This is a genomic window from Aeromonas sp. R4-1 (assembly GCF_040908325.1).
Classification (GTDB): domain Bacteria; phylum Pseudomonadota; class Gammaproteobacteria; order Enterobacterales; family Aeromonadaceae; genus Aeromonas; species Aeromonas veronii.
The window spans coordinates 16,675-34,969 of the sequence record NZ_JBFODM010000063.1; the positions used below are offsets into that span (position 1 = coordinate 16,675).

General features: G+C 57.0%; 17 protein-coding genes. 1 reads left to right on the forward strand and 16 read right to left on the reverse strand.

All coding sequences use genetic code 11. The features are described from left to right. Positions 1-70: 70 nt before the first annotated feature. From astA to tapM, 16 genes are all read right to left on the reverse strand, one after another. Positions 71-1,090 carry an arginine N-succinyltransferase gene (gene astA / locus AB5Y90_RS11000; RefSeq protein WP_005334994.1) on the reverse strand — a complete coding sequence of 340 codons (1,020 nt, stop codon included), beginning with the start codon at positions 1,088-1,090 and terminating at the stop codon, positions 71-73. A 76-nt stretch (positions 1,091-1,166) separates the two neighbouring features. Then, on the reverse strand, positions 1,167-2,384 hold the full coding sequence (locus AB5Y90_RS11005; protein ID WP_058055649.1) for an aspartate aminotransferase family protein: 1,218 nt from the start codon (positions 2,382-2,384) through the stop codon (positions 1,167-1,169). Positions 2,385-2,660: 276 nt separating this feature from the next. Then, the gene (locus AB5Y90_RS11010; protein WP_201946256.1) at positions 2,661-3,242 is read right to left on the reverse strand and encodes an aminodeoxychorismate synthase component II; all 582 of its coding nucleotides are present in this window, start codon (positions 3,240-3,242) and stop codon (positions 2,661-2,663) included. Between the two features lie 21 nt (positions 3,243-3,263). Further along, positions 3,264-3,479 carry a hypothetical protein gene (locus tag AB5Y90_RS11015; protein WP_005334997.1) on the reverse strand — a complete coding sequence of 72 codons (216 nt, stop codon included), beginning with the start codon at positions 3,477-3,479 and terminating at the stop codon, positions 3,264-3,266. A gap of 118 nt (positions 3,480-3,597) precedes the next feature. Continuing rightward, positions 3,598-4,602: a tryptophan--tRNA ligase gene (trpS, locus tag AB5Y90_RS11020; protein WP_005334999.1), complete on the reverse strand. Its 1,005-nt coding sequence runs from the start codon at positions 4,600-4,602 to the stop codon at positions 3,598-3,600. A gap of 42 nt (positions 4,603-4,644) precedes the next feature. Further along, on the reverse strand, positions 4,645-5,313 hold the full coding sequence (locus AB5Y90_RS11025; RefSeq protein WP_257124491.1) for a phosphoglycolate phosphatase: 669 nt from the start codon (positions 5,311-5,313) through the stop codon (positions 4,645-4,647). After that, on the reverse strand, positions 5,300-5,974 hold the full coding sequence (rpe, locus tag AB5Y90_RS11030; RefSeq protein WP_005335006.1) for a ribulose-phosphate 3-epimerase: 675 nt from the start codon (positions 5,972-5,974) through the stop codon (positions 5,300-5,302). The genes AB5Y90_RS11025 and rpe overlap by 14 nt, the downstream gene beginning before the upstream one ends. A 190-nt stretch (positions 5,975-6,164) precedes the next feature. Next, entirely contained in the window at positions 6,165-7,037 is an 873-nt protein-coding gene (locus tag AB5Y90_RS11035) for a Dam family site-specific DNA-(adenine-N6)-methyltransferase (RefSeq protein WP_005335008.1), read from the reverse strand. A gap of 70 nt (positions 7,038-7,107) precedes the next feature. Further along, positions 7,108-8,688 (reverse strand): SPOR domain-containing protein, encoded by a 1,581-nt coding sequence (locus tag AB5Y90_RS11040; RefSeq protein WP_307896356.1) that lies wholly within the window; start codon positions 8,686-8,688, stop codon positions 7,108-7,110. Continuing rightward, complete coding sequence (aroB, locus tag AB5Y90_RS11045) at positions 8,678-9,760, reverse strand: 3-dehydroquinate synthase (protein ID WP_216953062.1); 1,083 nt, start codon at positions 9,758-9,760, stop codon at positions 8,678-8,680. The genes AB5Y90_RS11040 and aroB overlap by 11 nt, the downstream gene beginning before the upstream one ends. Before the next feature lie 14 nt (positions 9,761-9,774). Beyond that, the gene (aroK, locus tag AB5Y90_RS11050; RefSeq protein WP_005335014.1) at positions 9,775-10,293 is read right to left on the reverse strand and encodes a shikimate kinase AroK; all 519 of its coding nucleotides are present in this window, start codon (positions 10,291-10,293) and stop codon (positions 9,775-9,777) included. 191 nt (positions 10,294-10,484) lie between these two features. After that, positions 10,485-12,710 carry a type IV pilus secretin PilQ family protein gene (gene pilQ / locus AB5Y90_RS11055; RefSeq protein ID WP_139398806.1) on the reverse strand — a complete coding sequence of 742 codons (2,226 nt, stop codon included), beginning with the start codon at positions 12,708-12,710 and terminating at the stop codon, positions 10,485-10,487. Between the two features lie 16 nt (positions 12,711-12,726). Then, a complete protein-coding gene (locus tag AB5Y90_RS11060; protein ID WP_005335020.1) occupies positions 12,727-13,260 on the reverse strand; it encodes a pilus assembly protein PilP in 534 nt (177 codons plus the stop codon). Then, on the reverse strand, positions 13,257-13,856 hold the full coding sequence (tapO, locus tag AB5Y90_RS11065; protein WP_076491265.1) for a PilO family type IV pilus biogenesis protein TapO: 600 nt from the start codon (positions 13,854-13,856) through the stop codon (positions 13,257-13,259). Before tapO ends, AB5Y90_RS11060 begins: the two co-directional genes overlap by 4 nt. Next, entirely contained in the window at positions 13,853-14,431 is a 579-nt protein-coding gene (gene tapN, locus AB5Y90_RS11070; protein ID WP_100653156.1) for a PilN family type IV pilus biogenesis protein TapN, read from the reverse strand. The genes tapO and tapN overlap by 4 nt, the downstream gene beginning before the upstream one ends. After that, positions 14,419-15,480, reverse strand: coding sequence for a PilM family type IVa pilus assembly protein TapM (gene tapM, locus AB5Y90_RS11075; protein ID WP_168176889.1), 1,062 nt, complete (start codon positions 15,478-15,480; stop codon positions 14,419-14,421). Before tapM ends, tapN begins: the two co-directional genes overlap by 13 nt. 300 nt (positions 15,481-15,780) lie before the next feature. Here tapM and AB5Y90_RS11080 point away from each other — a divergent pair, with 300 nt between their 5' ends. After that, positions 15,781-18,252: a penicillin-binding protein 1A gene (locus AB5Y90_RS11080; protein ID WP_257687016.1), complete on the forward strand. Its 2,472-nt coding sequence runs from the start codon at positions 15,781-15,783 to the stop codon at positions 18,250-18,252. The last annotated feature ends 43 nt before the right edge of the window (positions 18,253-18,295 follow it).

Genomic DNA, 18,295 nt, shown 5'->3' on the forward strand with positions numbered 1-18,295 from the left:
ATTCACTCCCTGTCGCTGGCAGGCAGCCTCGGCTGCCTGTCTGATAATCGGTTTGCTTGTCCTGTTTGTCTCAGTCGAGGTCGACCACCCGCACCATGTCTCCATCCTGCACCTTGAGTGCCGCCGCCATCTTGGGCGGAATGATGGCTTCATGCTTGTCGAGATCGACCCGGATATTGCCGTAGCAGGCGCGGTAATGTTCGAAACGGCTGTTGCAGATAAGGTGGGTCTTGCCACCGATAGGCTCGCCCACCAGCACCCGCAGCTTCTTGCTGCGGCGCACGCTGCGGATATTCTTCACGTCGCACTCGACGGTGGGGCCCGCATCGAAAATATCGACGTAGCCACGGTTCACGAAGCCCTCGTCCTGCAGCATCTTGATGGCCGGGCGGGTCTTCTCGTGGGTCTGGCCGATAACGGCCCGCGCCTCTTTGCTCAGCAAATTGACGTAGATGGGGTACTTGGGCATCAGTTCGGCGATAAAACGCTTCTTGCCGATGCCGGTCAGATAGTCGACGGTGGGAAAATCCATCGAGAAGAAATGAGTCTGCAGCCACTCGTAGAAGGGACTGTGGCCGTTGGCATCGGAGACGCCGCGCATCTCGGCGAAGACGGTCTCGTCAAACAACTCGGGGTGTTCGGCCATAAACAGAAAGCGGTGCTTGGAGAGCAGGCGGCCGTTGAGCCCCTCGCGGGCACATTCGCGCAAGAACAGGGTGCAGAGCTCGGAGTTGCCGGTGTAGTCGTTGGAGAGGGTCAGGGTTTCAACGACGTTGTAGATGCCGAGCTTGGGGGAAGAGTGCACCACCTTGCCGATGTGGTAGTTGTAAAACGGCTGGGAGAGGCCAACCGCGGCATCGATGGCACAGGTGCCGACCATCTCGCCGGTCTCCAGATCCTCGGCCACGAAGAAGTAGAGGCAGTCCCCCTTGCCGGCGGGCTTGTCGGAAAAAGTCTGGGTAGAGGCATCAATCTTGCGCTGCAGCAGCTCATCGTTGACGGGCAACGAGGTCATGCCGGTGCCGGACTCGATGGCGCAGGTCTTGAGCCCGGCAAAATCTTTTTGCTCGATGGGACGGATAACCAACATAAATGACAACTCCCTTTCATTGACGACAGGTGGGGTCCCGGCTCCTGCCGGGAGAGCTCCCCACCTCAATTTGGAATCAGGCGTTAACCACCTGGGCAACCGCCTTCTCGAAGCGGGCCAACCCTTCCTTGATGTCCGCTTCCGGGATCACCAGTGAAGGGGCAAAACGAACCACGTTGGTACCAGCCACCAGTGCCATCAGCCCCTGATCGATGGAGGCCAGCAGAAAGTCGCGGGAACGCCCCTTGTAGGCATCGCTCAGGGCCGCGCCCAGCAGCAGACCCTTGCCGCGGATCTCGCTAAAGCAGTGGTATTTGGCGTTGATGGCTTCAAGGCCATCGCGGAACAGCTGTTCGCGCTGTTTGATGCCTGCCAGCACCTCCGGAGTGTTGATCACGTCGATCACCGCTTCCGCCACCGCACAGGCCAGCGGGTTGCCGCCGTAGGTAGAGCCGTGAGTGCCCACTTTCAGGTAAGAGGCGATTTCGTTGGTAGTCAGCATGGCGCCGATGGGGAAACCGCCACCCAGCGCCTTGGCGCTGGTGAGGATGTCCGGCGTGACGCCCAGACCCATATAGGCATAGAGATCACCGGTCCGGCCGACCCCTGACTGCACTTCGTCATACACCAGCAGGGCATTGTGTTTGTCGCACAACTCGCGCACCCCTTTGGCAAACTCGTCGGTAGGACGAATGATGCCACCCTCCCCTTGCAGCGGCTCCATCACCACGGCGCAGGTGTTGTCGGAGATCACCTCGGCCAGCGCCGCCAGATCGTTGTAGGGAACATGGGTAATGTCACCGGGCTTGGGACCGAAGCCATCGGAGTAGGCTGCCTGGCCACCGACGCTGACGGTAAAGAAGGTACGACCGTGGAAGCCCTGATTGAAGGCGATGATCTGGGTCTTCTGCTCACCAAACTTCTCGATGGCGTAGCGGCGAGCCAGCTTGAGGGCCGCTTCATTTGCCTCGGCGCCGGAGTTGCAGAAGTAGACCTTGTCGGCAAAGGTGGCGGCGACCAGCTTCTTGGCCAGACGCAGGGCCGGCTCGTTGGTCATGACGTTGGAGAGGTGCCACAGCTTCTCGCCCTGGGTTTTCAGGGCCTCGACCAGCTTGGGGTGACAATGACCCAAACCGTTGACGGCGATGCCACCGGCGAAGTCGACATACTCGCGCCCTTCCTGATCCCAGACACGTGACCCTTCACCACGCACCGGGATGATCTTGGCGGGCGCATAGTTGGGAACCATCACTTCATCAAACACTTCACGTGTCACTGCCAACAACTCTGACATATAGCTCTCCTTCGATTCGGCGACAGAATAATCCACCGCCCAAAAGTTAAATCCGTGTAAACGTGACGGGATTATCACAGAAATAAAGTAAAAAGTCTGTAACAAGACGGCCTATAAGGAACAATGTTCGATTGCTCTTGAGATTTTAGGCAACCGCATTGCATAACGACTCAGGGGGGCTTGGCAAGAGATAATTTGGGCAGGAGAGGGGGTGAATAAAGTGTCAGGGAAATTTTTTTTGCCTTCTCTCGAACTTGAGAAGGCGATCACAACTTTTTATGAACGCGCCAGAAAGTTGGCCAGCAACTGATGGCCCTGCTCGCTCAAAATGCTCTCCGGATGGAACTGAACGCCCTCGACAGGGAGCGTCTTGTGGCGCAGCCCCATGATCTCGTCAAACGAGCCATCGGCATGCTCGCTCCAGGCGGTAATGTCGAAGCAGTCGGGCAGCGTGTCGCGCTCCACCACCAGCGAGTGGTAACGGGTCACCCGAAGCGGGTTGTTGAGCCCCTTGAACACCCCCTCATTGCAATGGCGGATGAGCGAGGTTTTGCCGTGCATTACCTGACGGGCACGGACTACGCGGGCGCCAAAGGCCTGCGCCAGCGACTGATGACCGAGACAGACGCCGAGAATGGGCAGCTTGCCAGCAAAGTGGCTGATGGCATCGAGAGAGATCCCTGCCTCATTGGGCGTACAGGGACCGGGAGAGATCACCAGAAAACGGGGGGAGAGCTGCGCTATGGCATCAAGCGTCAGTTCATCATTGCGCTTGACCACAACCTCTTGTCCCAGGGCGCCGAAATATTGCACCAGGTTCCAGGTAAAAGAGTCGTAGTTATCGATCAACAACAGCATGAGATAACCAACAGCGGAGAATTAACGATCGAGATAACGACCCTGTTCCATTTCCCGTTCACGCTGACACTCGGCCAGATAGATGGCGGCAGCAACGGCAGGGGTTTTATGGTGCTTGTCGATGGCATTGGAGACCATCAACTGCAGGGTATTGAGGTTTTTCGCCTTGCGAAATTTACGTAGCCAGTGACCTTTGTCACTCAGCTCTTCAGCAGAAATAGTTGGTTGAACAGGCATGCTTTCTCTTGGGGATATTACCCAGGTTGAAATAAAGAAATTAAACAAAATAGCCGGGCAGAAAATAAAGAAAGCCAGGCAAATACCCAGCTCTCTTCTACTACACCTTCCCAGTATGTCAGGCTCGAGGAACGAAGCCGACTACATCATATACGCTGGTCAGGGTTTTTTCAGCTCTTTCACGCGCCTTTTGTGCTCCTTCTGCCAGAATCGCGATCAGATGGGCCTCATCCTGACGCAACTCGTGGAAACGGGCCTGGATCGGTTCCAGCAGCGCCACCACGGCTTCGGCGGTTTCGGTCTTGAGGTGACCGTACATCTTGCCTTCGAAGTGCTGCTCCAGCTCGGGGATGGAGCGACCCGTCACCCCGGACATCAGGGTCAGCAGGTTGGAGACACCCGGTTTGTTTTCCGGGTCGAAACGCACCACCGCCGGCTCGTCGGAGTCGGTCACCGCACGCTTGATCTTCTTGACGATCTGCTTGGGATCTTCCAGCAGGCCGATGAAGTTGGCTTCGTTGTCATCCGATTTGGACATCTTCTTGGTCGGATCCTGCAGACTCATCACCCGCGCCCCTTCGGTCGGAATGAAGGGCTCCGGCATGGTGAACACGTCACCATAGAGGTTGTTGAAACGGGTACAGATGTCACGGGTCAGCTCCAGATGCTGCTTCTGGTCGTTGCCGACCGGCACCTGATTGGCCTGATAGAGCAGGATGTCGGCCGCCATCAGCACCGGATAGCCGAACAGGCCGACGTTGACGTTGTTCTCGAAACGGGCGGACTTGTCCTTGAACTGGGTCATGCGCGACAGCTCACCCATCTGGGTATAGCAGTTGAGGATCCAGCCCAGCTCGGCGTGCTGCGGCACGTGAGACTGGATGAAGACGGTGCTCTTCTTGGGATCGATACCGACCGCCAGATAGAGGGCGGCTGCGTCCAGACAAGCCTTGCGCAGGGCAGCCGGGTCCTGACGAGTGGTGATGGCGTGCAGATCGACGATGCAGTAGAGGCAGTCGAACTCATCCTGCATGTTGACCCACTGACGCAGGGCCCCCATGTAGTTGCCGATGGTCAGTTGACCGGAGGGTTGCGCTCCGCTCAATACGATTGGTTTAGTCATGAGAGTGTTAATCCTTGTTATTCAGCCAGCCCAACTGCGCTATTAGACCAAAAGTGCATCGAGCTGGGCAAACTGCTCGAATACCCAGTCTGGATGGGAGTCGGCGATGGGACGGCCATAGTTGTAGCCGTATGTAAGACCTACCACCTTCATGCCAGCCGCCTTGGCCGCCAGCACATCATTTTCGGAGTCACCCACCATTAGAGTGCGAGCCGGGCTCACCCCCAACTCCTGGCAAGCGTGCAGCAAGGGCTCCGGGCTCGGCTTCTTGACCGGCACGCAGTTGCCGCCAAGCCAGAGTTCGAAACAATCGCTGATGCCAAGGGCATCGAGGATGGGTGCCACGAAATCGCTCGGCTTGTTGGTGACGATCGCCTGCTTGTAGCCCAGGCTTTGCAGACGGCGCAGACTCTGCACCACCCCTTCATACATCGCCAGCCCTTGCAGCAGGCAAGCGTTGTAGTGCTGGAAAAAGATCGGGCGGGCCTTGGCAAACAGCTCGGGATCGGCCTCGCGATAGGCGAGCGCCCGCTGGATCAGCTTGTCGGCGCCGTTGCCGACCCAGGTACGGATCACCGCTTCATCGGCCTGCGCCAGACCGAGGTCTGCCAGAGTCAGATTGACTGCCAGCGCCAACTGGGCGGCGCTGTCAATCAGGGTGCCGTCCAGATCGAACAGCACCAAATCAAATGCACGCTCAGCGTGTGACATGAGCCAGCTCCGCACGCATCTTGTCGATCACCGCTTTGTAGTCAGGCTGGCTGAAAATGGCCGAGCCGGCGACAAACATGTCGGCGCCCGCTTCGGCGATCTCGCGAATGTTGTCGACCTTCACCCCGCCATCGATCTCGAGGCGGATATCGCGACCGCTCTCGTCGATCAGACGACGCACCTGACGCAGCTTGTCGAGGGTACCGGGGATGAAGCTCTGACCGCCGAAGCCCGGATTGACCGACATCAGCAGGATCACGTCCAGCTTGTCCATCACATACTCGAGGCAGGAGAGCGAGGTAGCAGGATTCAGCACCAGACCCGCCTGGCAGCCCATCTCCTTGATGAGGCCCAAAGAGCGATCAACGTGATCGGATGCTTCCGGATGGAAGGTGATGAGGGAAGCACCCGCCTTGGCAAAATCAGGAATGATGCGATCCACCGGCTTGACCATCAGGTGCACGTCGATGGGGGCCTCGATACCGTAGTCACGCAGCGCCTGACAGACCATGGGGCCAATGGTCAGGTTGGGGACATAGTGGTTGTCCATCACGTCGAAGTGAACCACGTCGGCACCGGCAGCCAGGACCTTGGCTACATCGTCACCAAGACGGGCAAAATCGGCAGAGAGGATCGAGGGGGCAATCAGAAAGTCTTTCATCAGCATCATCCATTGGCAGCCTGGGAGAAAAAGCGGCGCAATTTTAACGTAAAAGGCGGGCGAAAACGACTCGAATGCGGGGTAAATGGGGCAATCGCCTCCCCTCCCCCAACCACCCGGGTTTTGCGGCATCGGCACGGGCCCAGGCGCGCCCATAAAAAAACGGCGCCCCTGGGCGCCGCATGGTCTGTTACGTCAGTGGCAGCAGTTCACTGTCGCTGGGATAGTAGCCCTGCTCCGGTTCGATTCCGGGCGGATATAGCGCCAACAACTCGGCCACCTTGTTGCGGGTGCCGCCGTTGCGACTGATGGTGCGCTTGACCAAGATTTCGTCGAGGCGGGCACCGCGATAAAGCTCACGAGTCAGCTCAATATCGTGGTTGCTGATCAGCACCGGCACCCCTTTGTGAGCGGCTGTGTGACGGGCCAGTCGCGCCAGGATCGCCTGATCATCCAGGGTAAACCCGCCGGAGGCATAGGTGGTGAAGCTCGCCGTAGTGGAGAGCGGCGCATAGGGAGGATCACAGTAGATAACCCAATCCTCTTCGGCACGCTTGATGGCGTCGGCGTAGCTCTCGCAGATAAAGGTCGCCTTCTGCGCCTTTTCGGCAAAGGCCCACAGCTCTTTTTCCGGGAAATAGGGCTTCTTGTAGGAACCGAACGGCACGTTGAAGCCGCCCTTCTTGTTGTAGCGGCACAGTCCGTTGAAACCGTGACGGTTGAGAAACAGGAACAAGAGTGCCCGCTCGAAGGTGGTCTCGGTCTGATTGAACTGGGTACGCAGCCGGTAATAGGCCGCCTTGTGGTTGTGCTCTGCCACAAACAGCTTGCGCGCCTCGGCAATGAAACTGTCCGGCGTCAGCTTGAGGTGGTTGTACAGGCAGATCAGATCCGGATTGATGTCGTTGAGCACATACGCGTCGTAGTCGGTGTTGAGAAACACAGACCCGGCCCCGACGAAGGGCTCCAGCAACACACGCCCGGCCGGCAGGCGCTCGGCAATCTCTTCAACCAGGGAGTATTTTCCCCCGGCCCATTTTAAAAAAGCGCGTGTTTTTTTCATGGAAATCCGGTGTGTAAGAAGGCAAGACCCAAAAAGGGGGACGATTCTACCCCCTTATCCGGTATCAAGGCTATTGCTTCAGCTCTTTTTGTATCTGTGCAAACGACTTGGGCCAGGGCTGGCCTTTCAGCAAGGCTGGCGGAAGCTTGCGAATGGCGCTCTTGGCCTGGGTCAAACCGGCATAATCCCCTTGCAGCACCACATACCAGGGGCTGCCACGGAATTTGGTCTGATAGACCCAGACCTTGCCCGCCAGACCATGCTCAGCAACAAACTGATCCACCGCCTTGGTGTTGCTCGCCCCCATCAGCTGAACGCTGTAGTGGTTGCGCGGCTTCTGGTTCAAGGTGGCGACCGGTGTCAGGGCCACCTTGGGTGCTGGCGCGGCAACCGGCTCGTTGCTGGCGGTTTTGGTGGTGGCCGCAGGCGTTGCGGTTGTCACCGGATTTAGTGCTTTGGAGGTACTGGCTGGCGCCGTGGTTGCGATTGCACCACTGGGGGCTGTGCCACTCGGGTTCTTGCCGGTCAGCTCGTCCACCACGTCAGTAGGCAGTGCGCCGCTCACCTTGGGTTCGGTCATCAGCTTTTGCACGACCTCGTCAGAGATCACCACCCGACGCCCTTCGTAATTGGTTGATTCGGTGGTCACGGTTTCGCTCTCCACCGACTTGGGCAACACTTTCGCCTCCGGCTGCCAATCCTTCACTACCCCGTTGGGATTGCTGGCTGCATCGCTGTTTTGCGCGCCTTGTGCTGCGGCATCGATATTCGAACTGCCAGCAGTGAGGGGATCGCCTCCCGCTACCGGGATCGGCAATGCCGTGTTCTGCGCAAGATCCTGCACTGCCGGTTTGCTTTCATTGTCAAACAGCGCAGGCAGCAGGTAGCTCAGCGCCAGCAGGCCGCCAGCGACCAGCGCGATAGCGGTGGCAATCTTCTTGACAGGCAACTCCGCCTGACGCTTCTTGGGCCTTCTGTCGGTCATGATATCCTCCAGTAACTGCATGATGGTGGACGGATGTCCGTTCGCCGTTTTCAGGATCTCCTCCACTTGCGGCTTGGGCAAGAGGGTCGCGGGGATCTTGAGCTCTTTGGCTTTTTCATACAAGAAGATGCGCTGCTCGGGCGGGCTCAGTGGCGGCACTTCCAGCTCAAGGGCTGGCATGGCACGCCCTTTGAGCAGCGGCCGTTGGGTACGACACCAGACGTCACTGCCCGAGACAATAATGGCCAGCTGATGGGGTGCCGCCAAGGTATCGTTATGACGGATGATCGCCCACAACTCTCCCAGCAATTCGGCCGGCAACTGGTCGGCACGCTCTATCAGTAGCAACAGGGTGGCTGGCTTGCTCCCCTCCAACATGCGAAAGAAGCTCTCCGCCAATGCATCCTGTGGATTGAACAGCGGGCGCGCCACCACCTGTGGCAGCAACAGCTGGCGCACATCCACCATCTTCATGGCAGGTGTACCAATCAGGCTTACCACCCGCACTTTTTCCGGCAACACGCCGAGCAGGGATTCGCACAGGGTACCGCGACCACAACCGGGTTTACCGGAGAGAAAAATGAAAGGGTGATTGAATTCAATCAAATGCAGCAGCCGGTCAACCAGCTGCCGCTGGGAAGGAAGTTTTAGCAGTTTATTCGTCACGACCAGACTCGATCACCGCCAGCAACTCGGCATCGGACACATCCCCCACCACCTGCGCATGGCCGATGCCAACCGGCAACACCAGACGCAGCTTGCCTTCCAGCACCTTCTTGTCACGGCGCATATGGCGAATAAAGGCGGCGAAATCCATCTCGGCAGGCGCATGAATGGGCAGATTGGCGGCCAGCAGCAGGGCGCGCACTCGCGCAACGTCCGCTTCGCTCATATCGCCACGGGCCTGCGCAGTCCAGGCTGCCAGCATGGTGCCGGCGGATACTGCTTCACCGTGCAGCCAGTTGCCATACCCCTGCTCGGCCTCGATGGCATGGCCAAAGGTGTGACCCAGATTGAGCAGCGCACGGACGCCGTGCTCGGTCTCATCCTGACCGACCACATCGGCTTTGATCTCGCAGCAGCGTTTGATGGCGTAGGCCAGCGCGGCAGGTTCCAGCTGTTGCAGACGCACCATGTTCTGCTCCAGCCATCTGAAGAAATCAGCATCCCAAATGATGCCGTACTTGATCACCTCGGCCATCCCTGCGGCAAATTCGCGGGCTGGCAAGGTACTCAGACATTCGGTATCGATAACAACTTGTTTGGGCTGATAAAAAGCCCCAATCATGTTCTTGCCGAGGGGGTGGTTGACAGCGGTTTTACCGCCAACAGAGGAGTCAACCTGGGAGAGCAGGGTGGTCGGGATCTGGATAAAAGGAATGCCACGTTGATAGCTTGCTGCCGCAAAGCCCACCACATCCCCGATCACGCCGCCCCCCAGAGCGATCAGTGTCGTATCGCGCCCATGGTTGGTTTCAAGCAGAGCAGACATGATCTGCTCAAAGGTCGCCAGGTTCTTGTACGCCTCGCCGTCAGGCAGGATCAGGTGTTCAACCTGAAAACCCGACAGCAGAGCGGTTACCCGTTCAAGATAAAGCGGAGCAACGACCGTGTTGGTCACTATCATCACCCGCTTGCCCTTGATGGTCGATACCAGCGCCTCGGGGCGCTGCAACAACCCGGCAGCTATCTCGATGGGATAGCTGCGTTCACCCAGTTCGACCTTCAACCGTTCCATGGACGTCCTCTAGATTACATACCGATCAGCTTTACAATTTGATTGGCAACGATTTTTGCGCTCTGGTCATCGGTGTGCACAACAAAGTCGGCCACCTCTTCATACAGGGCATTGCGCTCTTGTGCCAGACGTTCCAGCACTTCGCGTGCCGGTTCTTCGGTCTGTAGCAGAGGGCGGCGTTTGTCTCGCTGTGTGCGCGCCAGCTGCTTTTCGATAGTGGTTTCGAGGTAGACCACGATGCCACGAGCAGACAACTTGTTGCGGGTTTCACGACTCTTGATGGCACCGCCACCCGTCGCCAGCACGATACCCTGCTGCTCTGACAATTCGCCGATCACCTTCTCTTCGCGAATCCGGAAACCTTCTTCGCCTTCAACATCGAACACCCAGCCGATATCAGCACCACTGCGGCGCTCAATCTCATGATCTGAGTCGAAAAACTCCATATGCAGTTGTTCTGCCAGATGTCTACCTATGGTGCTCTTGCCCGCACCCATGGGACCTATCAGGAAAATATTGCGTTTCTCAGCCATGTCTTTTCGTTAGTAATTACAAACTGTACGACCCCGATGAATACTGGATCGGGGTACCTATGAACCTTATCTTGCGATGGATCAGGAGGGGGATTATCTCAATAGATATCGGGACTGGCAACCGCAGCCCTTACGCCCCAGCCTCATTGGGGCGTAAGGTTATATGTGTTTTACCCTCACATGTAAAGCATTCAGAAGGCGTCGGTGACTATCTTGGGCGTCACGAAAATCAACAATTCCCGCTTTTTGTTCTCGCTGGTGGTCTTGCGGAACAAGGCCCCCAATCCGGGGATATCGCCCAACAAAGGCACCTTGGTCACATCGCTCTTGATGGTCTGCTGATAAATGCCGCCCAACACCAGGGTTTCGCCATTGTTCACCAGCACCTGAGTGGTGATGGACTGGGCGTTGATGGAAACCGCATCACCGGTACCGGTCGGTACCGTTTCCCCCTTGGTATCCTGGGTCACGGTCAGGTCGAGAATCACCCGATTGTCAGGGGTGATCTGCGGGGTCACCTTCAGGCTCAATACCGCCTTCTTGAAGGTAACCGAGGTAGCGCCACTGGAAGAGGACTCCACATAGGGGATCTCGGTACCCTGCTCGATCAGCGCCGGTTTCTGGTTCGCCGTGGTCACCCGCGGACTGGCGATAATCTCGGCCTTGCTCTCTTTTTCCAGCGCCGACAACTCGAGATCCAGCAAGGTGCCATCAGCCAAACGGGCAACTTGGAAGGCCAAAGTACCGGCCGCATTGGTCACCGGCAGATTGACGTTCAACCGATCGTCTGCTGTCGGTCTGGTAATTGTCGAGCCACCATTGTTGTTACCAGAGCCATCATTCCCCTCGATGGAGCCGGACGTACTGTTGCCATGACCATCGTTTTTGGTCACCCCCCAACGCACCCCGAGCGCTTCATCAAAGCCGTCATCAATGGTCACCATTCGAGCCTCGATAACCACCTGCTTGACCGGAATATCGAGAATATCGAGCATCCGTTTGATGCTGCTGATGACATCAGCGGTATCCTTGACCACCAGCACGTTGGTCCGTTCATCCACACTCACCGCTCCACGGGGTGACAGCAACTTGGTACTTTCGGAAGAGAGCAGGGCAGCCACTTCCGAGGCCTTGGCATAGTTTATCTGCAGATATTCGGTATAGAGCTGCGCCAAATCAGCGACCTGATTGCGGCTCTCAAGTTGCTGCTTCTCGCGCGTTGCGATCTCTTCTGCAGGCGCTACCAGCAAAATGTTGTTATCCAGTCGTTTATCCAGACCCCGCACCTTCAAAATAATGTCGAGCGCCTGCTCCCACGGCACCCCATCCAGACGCAAGGTAATATTGCCTGCTACCGAATCTGTGGTTACCAGGTTGAGATTGTTGAAATCGGCGATCAGCTGCAGCACGGTACGGACCGGAATATCCTGGAAGTTCAATGAAATAGGCTTGCCCTGATACTGCTTAGATGCCGTGGCCGTTGTCCGCTTTTTCACCTCAATAATGAAGAGCTTGTCTGCCTGATCGTAACGGTAATCAAACTGACCATTGATCGACAGTTCAAACAGGGTATCACTGCCCTGCCGGGAGACTTCAACCTGAGAGACCGGCGTTGCAAAATCCTGCACATTGATCAGATTAAGCAAGCCATCCGGTACCCGAGTGCCATGAAACTTGGCCAGTACGGTCTGGCCGCGGCTGCTCACATCAACAGCGGCCGAGCTATTATCCAACGTAACCAGAAACTCCCCCTGGCCATCTTTGCCACGACGAAAATCCACACCGGTCACCGAGTTGAAATAGGCGCCGCCCCCACTGCTTTGATAGTTGTTGAGCACCGGCTTGCTGGCAGGCTGTGTGGCTACCGGCGTTGTCACGGGCGCAACAGGCATAGACCGGGCAACGACCTGAGGATTGAGCAGTGCCGAAGGAGAGGGTGTGGCCACCATCGCAGAGGGCGCTGGCACAGGAGTAGCCGAGGTTGCGGGTGCAATCAGGGCGCTCTCACCATTGATGAGCCCGGAAGAGGCCCCCTCGCCCAATGACACCAGTAATTTGTTCCCCTGTTGCTGCACCTGATAGGGAGCAAGCTGATCGAGTGCGATCTTGATATCCAGACCTGCGCCCTTACCCTCAACCTTGATATTATCTACCCCCAGGCGCTGGATCGGCAGCGGGTTCACTTTCAGCGCCCCTACCGCACCGGGAACATGCAACAACAGCTGATTGGGTTGGTAAGAGAGACGATCGGTAAAGCCCGTGACCGGCTCACTGAAACTGAGCTCCACCAGCAATTGATCAGCAAGCAGCGGATTGACCTTGATCTCCTGCAGGGTTGCCACTGCCCACGCCTGACTGAGGGCGCTGGCGCAAAACAGCAAAGCTACTTTGGATACACTCTCTATTGTTGTTCTCATTGCTGTTCGTCCCTAATTATTGTTTTTCTTGCACATTGGCCATTGCTAACTGGGTTTCTCTTGTTACCCAGCACCCCTTCCCGTCCGGAATGGTTTCCAGCAAATCCACGGCAGTGTCAGTGATCTTGATGACTCGGCCCTGATCAAGCCCCATATACTGGTTGAGTCCGACCCGCATCGATTTGCCATCCGGGGTGCTGATCAAGGCCCACAACTGACCTGCCTTACCCAAAGAACCATGCATCGACAGACTGGCCAGCGAATAATTTTCCAGCACCTCTTTCTCACGATCCATCAGTGTCTGAGCACAATCCGGCTGGGCCTTGGCAGTGCTTGTACTTCCGACCGTCGCCTCAGGCTGGGGAACCATGAAGGGGCTGCGCAACTCGCGTTGCTGGTAGTGCATAGGGGCAAAAGGCTTCAGCTCGGGCAAGGGCTCGATAGGTATGGGTGGCCTTGCTTTGGTCTGGGCGACATAGCTATCCATGTCCTCCTGACCACCACACGCCGCCAGCAAGAGGGCAGGCAATAACCAGCAGATGCGTCTCATTGTTTCGGCTCCACTGTTTTACCGTTGTACTTGTAGGTCTTGGCCAGCATCGACATCGAAATCAACTCCCCTTCATCCTTGCCCTGACCCAGAGTGAAGGAGTCAAGGATGACGATACGGGGCAAAGCGGCCATGTCAGCGGTAAACTTGCCAATTTCATGGTAAGTGCCCACGACTTCGATACGCATCGGTAGCTCTGTCGAAAACTCGTGCTTGACCTCGGGTTCCCAGTTTATCCGGTTCAATTTCAAGCCATTGTCGGTAGCAATAAAGCTGATATCGTCCAGCAGACCGGCGACCTCATGGGTATTGGGCAACTGCTTGAGCTGGGTATCAACCAGTTGCTCAAGCTGGACCATTTGTGCCTTGTATGCCCCCAGGTTGGCAGCCAGCATCGCCTTGCTTTCAAACTGGGCTTTCAGTTCGGTCTCTTTCCCCGCTTCCTGAGTCAAACTGGTCAGTGAGTTGGCAATCACGTAGTAGTAGATGGCGCCGCCGGTCAACACGCAGCAGAAAAAGATGAAGACCCCTTTTGCCCATTTTGGCCAGCTTGCTATGTCATTGATATCCAGCTCGTTGAGTTGCTGAAGGTTCATTGTTGCTCCTTGGCCACATTCCCTGCAGCCGCAGCATTGTTGGCGATCAGGAACATCATGGAAAACTGGCTCAATGACACTGGCGCAACATCAGCCGCAAAAATAGTGCTTATCTTTGCCTGACCCAGCCAGCCGGAACCATCAATCCGCCGCATCATGCTGGCCACCCGACCATAGGCTTCGGTCTTGCCATTTACATCAATAATGTTGTTCTGCATCGAGAGGGTGTTGAGGTAAACCCCGTTGGGCACCAATGAAGGCAGCTGATTGAAGAGGCGGACGGGCACATTGCGGCGCATCTGCAACTGCTCGATGAGCTGCATCCGATCGATCAGTTCCTTGCGACGCTCTTTGAGCAGACGGATCTCCCCCAGCTGGGCATCCAGAATAGTCATCTCCTGAACCAGCCGCTGGTTGCGCTGCTGCTGGGCGACGATCTGGCGATCAACCAGCCAGTTGGCAAAAAATCCCAACGCGACCGTGGCCAGCACAAAAATCCCCAGCAAGGCCCCGAACTGTTTCTTTTGGCGCAGGGCCCGGGCTTCACGCCAGGGTAGAAGGTTTATATTTGACATGGTGTGAAACTCCTCAGAGCCAACCCGAATGCCGTCATATATTTAGCACCATGTACCAGTTCGGCCTCCCCTTTTGGTTTGCCAAACAGGGCGAACAGATCCGGGTGCAACACCTCGCAATTGACCTCTTCTTTTACCTGCACCAACAAACCGGGCAGTAGACTGCCTCCCCCCGTCAGCACCAGTTTTGCGATGTCGCGATAACCGGATGAACTGCAAAACAGCTGGATATTGCGCCGCACTTGCTGCAGCAGCGAGTTGATGTGGGGCATCAGCACATCCAGCTCATGGTCAACTGGCAAGGTACCTTTGGTTTTAGCCTGCTCAGCTTCATCCAACGTCATGCCATAAAAAGAGGAGAGCGCCTGGCTGTATTGATCGCCGCCGAAGTTTTGCAAGCGGGAGTAGATCACCTCCCCCTTGACCAGCGCCGCAAAGGTCATGGCACTGGCACCAATGTCGATCACTCCGATTGGCCGTTCACTCTCCAGCAATTCGGGCAGGCAGGCCACCACGGCACGGCCCAGCGCGTGGGCCCCCACATCCACCACCTTGACGGCAATACCAGCTTCGGCAAGAGCGCTGACCCGGCCGTTGACACTCTCGGTGCGGGCTGCGCTCAGCAGCACATCTTGACGATCTTCGCTATTGTTGGTGCTCAGCACCTCAAAGTCGAGACTCACTTCATCGAGGGGGAAGGGAATGATCTGCTCGGCCTCCAGTTGCACCTGATTCTCCAGCTCCTTGTCGCTGAGGCGGGCATCAATCTGGATCACCTTGGTTATCACGTTGGAGCCGGTCACCGCAGTGGCGGCATAGTCGCTGTGAGCAGGGATCAGGCGCTTGAGGCTCTTGAGAGATTGGCTGACACGCTCGATATCCTGCAATTGATAGTCAACCAGCGTCCCTTTCGGGGTGGCAATATCGGCGACCGATTCGAGATGAAGCTTGCCAGGTCGGCCACTGAGGGTAACGGCCTTGATGGTCTGGCTGCCGAAATCAATGCCCACCAGAGGGAGGAGGGATCCCTTGTTAAAAAGCCCAAACATATACACATCCATGCGTTATTTGGTTTTATTCCTGAACAGAGTGTAGGACACCCGATCAGAGGAGTGCTTCACTCATCCTAAATGCTCTAACTATCAATGTCATAAAGTTTATGTCGAAAAGTGACCCATCTCGCTTTCTTCATGGCAAGTGGCCCTCCTTGGTTATTGCTCCCCGTAGTGCTAACCTCTCGCATCCTTTTGAGGTGGGTGGCTCGCCACAGGAAAACCTCGAATTCCCGATGGCAAAAGGGCTATACTCTGCGCCCGTTGGCTAATTTTAAGACGATTGGTAGTTCTTCCATGCTGAAATGGCTCGTTCGCCTGTTTATTGTCATGATGCTGGGTGCAGTGCTGGGTGTCGCCAGCCTCATCGGTATCTACTTCTATATCAAACCCCAACTGCCCGATGTCACCGCACTGCGTGACGTCAAGCTGGCAACCCCGATGCGGGTTTACAGCCGGGATGGGGAGTTGATCGCCCAATATGGCGAAATTCGTCGCATTCCGCTGCGTCTGGACGAAATTCCGCAACCCATGATCGATGCCGTACTGGCGACCGAAGATGCACGTTTCTATGAACACCCGGGTATTGACCCGATTGGTATCATTCGAGCCGCATCCGTCTGGGCTGTTTCCGGCCATGCCCGTCAGGGTGCCAGTACCATCACCCAGCAGGTTGCCCGCAATTTCTTCCTGAGCAATGAGAAGACCATCATCCGCAAGATCAAGGAGGTCTTCCTAGCCTGGCGGATCGAGCAGAATCTCTCAAAAGACGAGATCCTCGAACTGTACCTCAACAAGATCCCCCTCGGTTATCGCTCCTTCGGGATCGGTGCTGCGGCACAGGTTTACTTTGGTAAAGAGGTCAAGGATCTGGGACTTGATGAGATCGCCATCATTGCCGGTCTGCCGAAAGCCCCATCCATGCTCAACCCCATCCGCTCCCCCGAGCGCGCCTTTGCGCGCCGCAACGTCGTGCTGGGCCGGATGCTGGAAACCGGCAAGATCACCCAGGCCCAGTTTGACGAAGCGTCCAAGATGCCGATCAAGGCCCGTTTTCACGGCGCCGAAGTGACCCTGCACGCTCCCTATCTGGGTGAAATGGTACGCCAGAAGATGGTAGAGCAGTTTGGTGAAGATGCCTACACCATGGGCCTGCACGTCTACACTACCGTCTCTGCCGAACGCCAAAGGGCCGCCAGACAGGCTCTGCTGGATGGCGTCTTTGCCTACGATATGCGTCACGGCTATCGTGGCCCGACGGCCCAGTTGTGGAAGGCAGGCGAAACAGCTTGGGATTACGAGCAGATCGTGGCCCACCTTGGCAAGCAACCCACTTATGATCCGCTGATGGCGGCAGTCGTGACCAAGCTCGGTGACCGTAGCGCCACACTGGTACTTAAAAATGGCAAGGAAGCAGAGCTGGGCTGGAACGGCATTAAATGGGCTCGCTCCTTTATTACCGACGACCGCCAAAGCTATGCCCCGAAATCGGCACGCGATGTACTGAAAGTCGGCGCCCAGATCTGGGTGCGGGAAGAGGGCGAAGAATTGCTGCTGGCCCAAATCCCGGACGTCAACGCCGCGCTGGTTGCCATGAACCCGAAAAATGGCGCGCTGGAAGCAGTAGTTGGCGGCTTCAGCTTCGAACTATCCAAATTCAACCGGGTCGATCAGGCGCGTCGCCAGATCGGTTCAAATATCAAGCCTTTCCTCTATGCGACCGCGCTGGAGCACGGCTATACCCTGGCGTCGCTCATCAACGATGCGCCAATCAACCAGTGGGATCCGTCAAAAGGGCCCATGTGGCAGCCCAAGAACTCCCCGGCCGTTTATGATGGCCCCACCCCGCTGCGTCTGGGTTTGGCCAAGTCCAAGAACGTGATGTCGGTTCGACTGATGCGCGCCATCGGTCTGGATACCTATATCGACGGTCTGACACGCTTTGGCTTCCCCCGCGACTTCATCTCGCCCCATGAGTCACTGGCGCTGGGCGCAGCCGAATTTACCCCCCTCGAGGTGGTGCGTGGTTACTCGGTACTGGCCAACGGTGGCTTCCTGGTGACCCCATACTTCATCGACAAAGTCACCGACAGCCTGGAGAACACCCTCTATCAGGCCAATCCTGCCATTGCCTGCAACAATTGCGAACAGCAGACGGCGTCCGAGCAGAGCACACTGCCGGAGCCAACTGTTGATGGCGCAGCACAAGATGGCACGCAGACCCCTCTCGCGCCAACCATCGCCCCGCATACCATCAGTGCCCAGAGCGCGTTCCTGATCACCGACACCTTGAGCACAGCCATCTGGGGTGGCAACGGCTGGCGTGGTACCGGCTGGCGTGCAGCCCGTGACCTGAAACGTCACGATATCTCCGGCAAAACCGGTACCACCAACGAATCGCGGGATGCCTGGTTCTCCGGCTATACCCCGGACATCGTAGCTACTTCCTGGATCGGTTTTGACAACCACCAGCGTGGCCTTGGCCGTGCCGAGTTTGGTGGTGGCGCTGCACAGCCTATCTGGATCGACTTCATGAAAGTCGCCCTCAAAAAGCAGCCGGAGCACAAGATGCCGGTTCCCGAAGGGATCATGACGGTGAAGATTGACAGCGAAACCGGACTGCTGGCGACCAGTGGCGGAACCGACGAATACTTCAAGGAAGGGACCGAGCCGACCCGTTACGCCGCGCCCAGTTCGGACGGCAATCAGGTCTACGGTGGCGACAACCCCGATGTGGAAGGGCCTGTCTCTACCGACGATATCTTCTAAGCTGCTCTCGCGGCAGCAACAAAACCGGCAGCCTTGGCTGCCG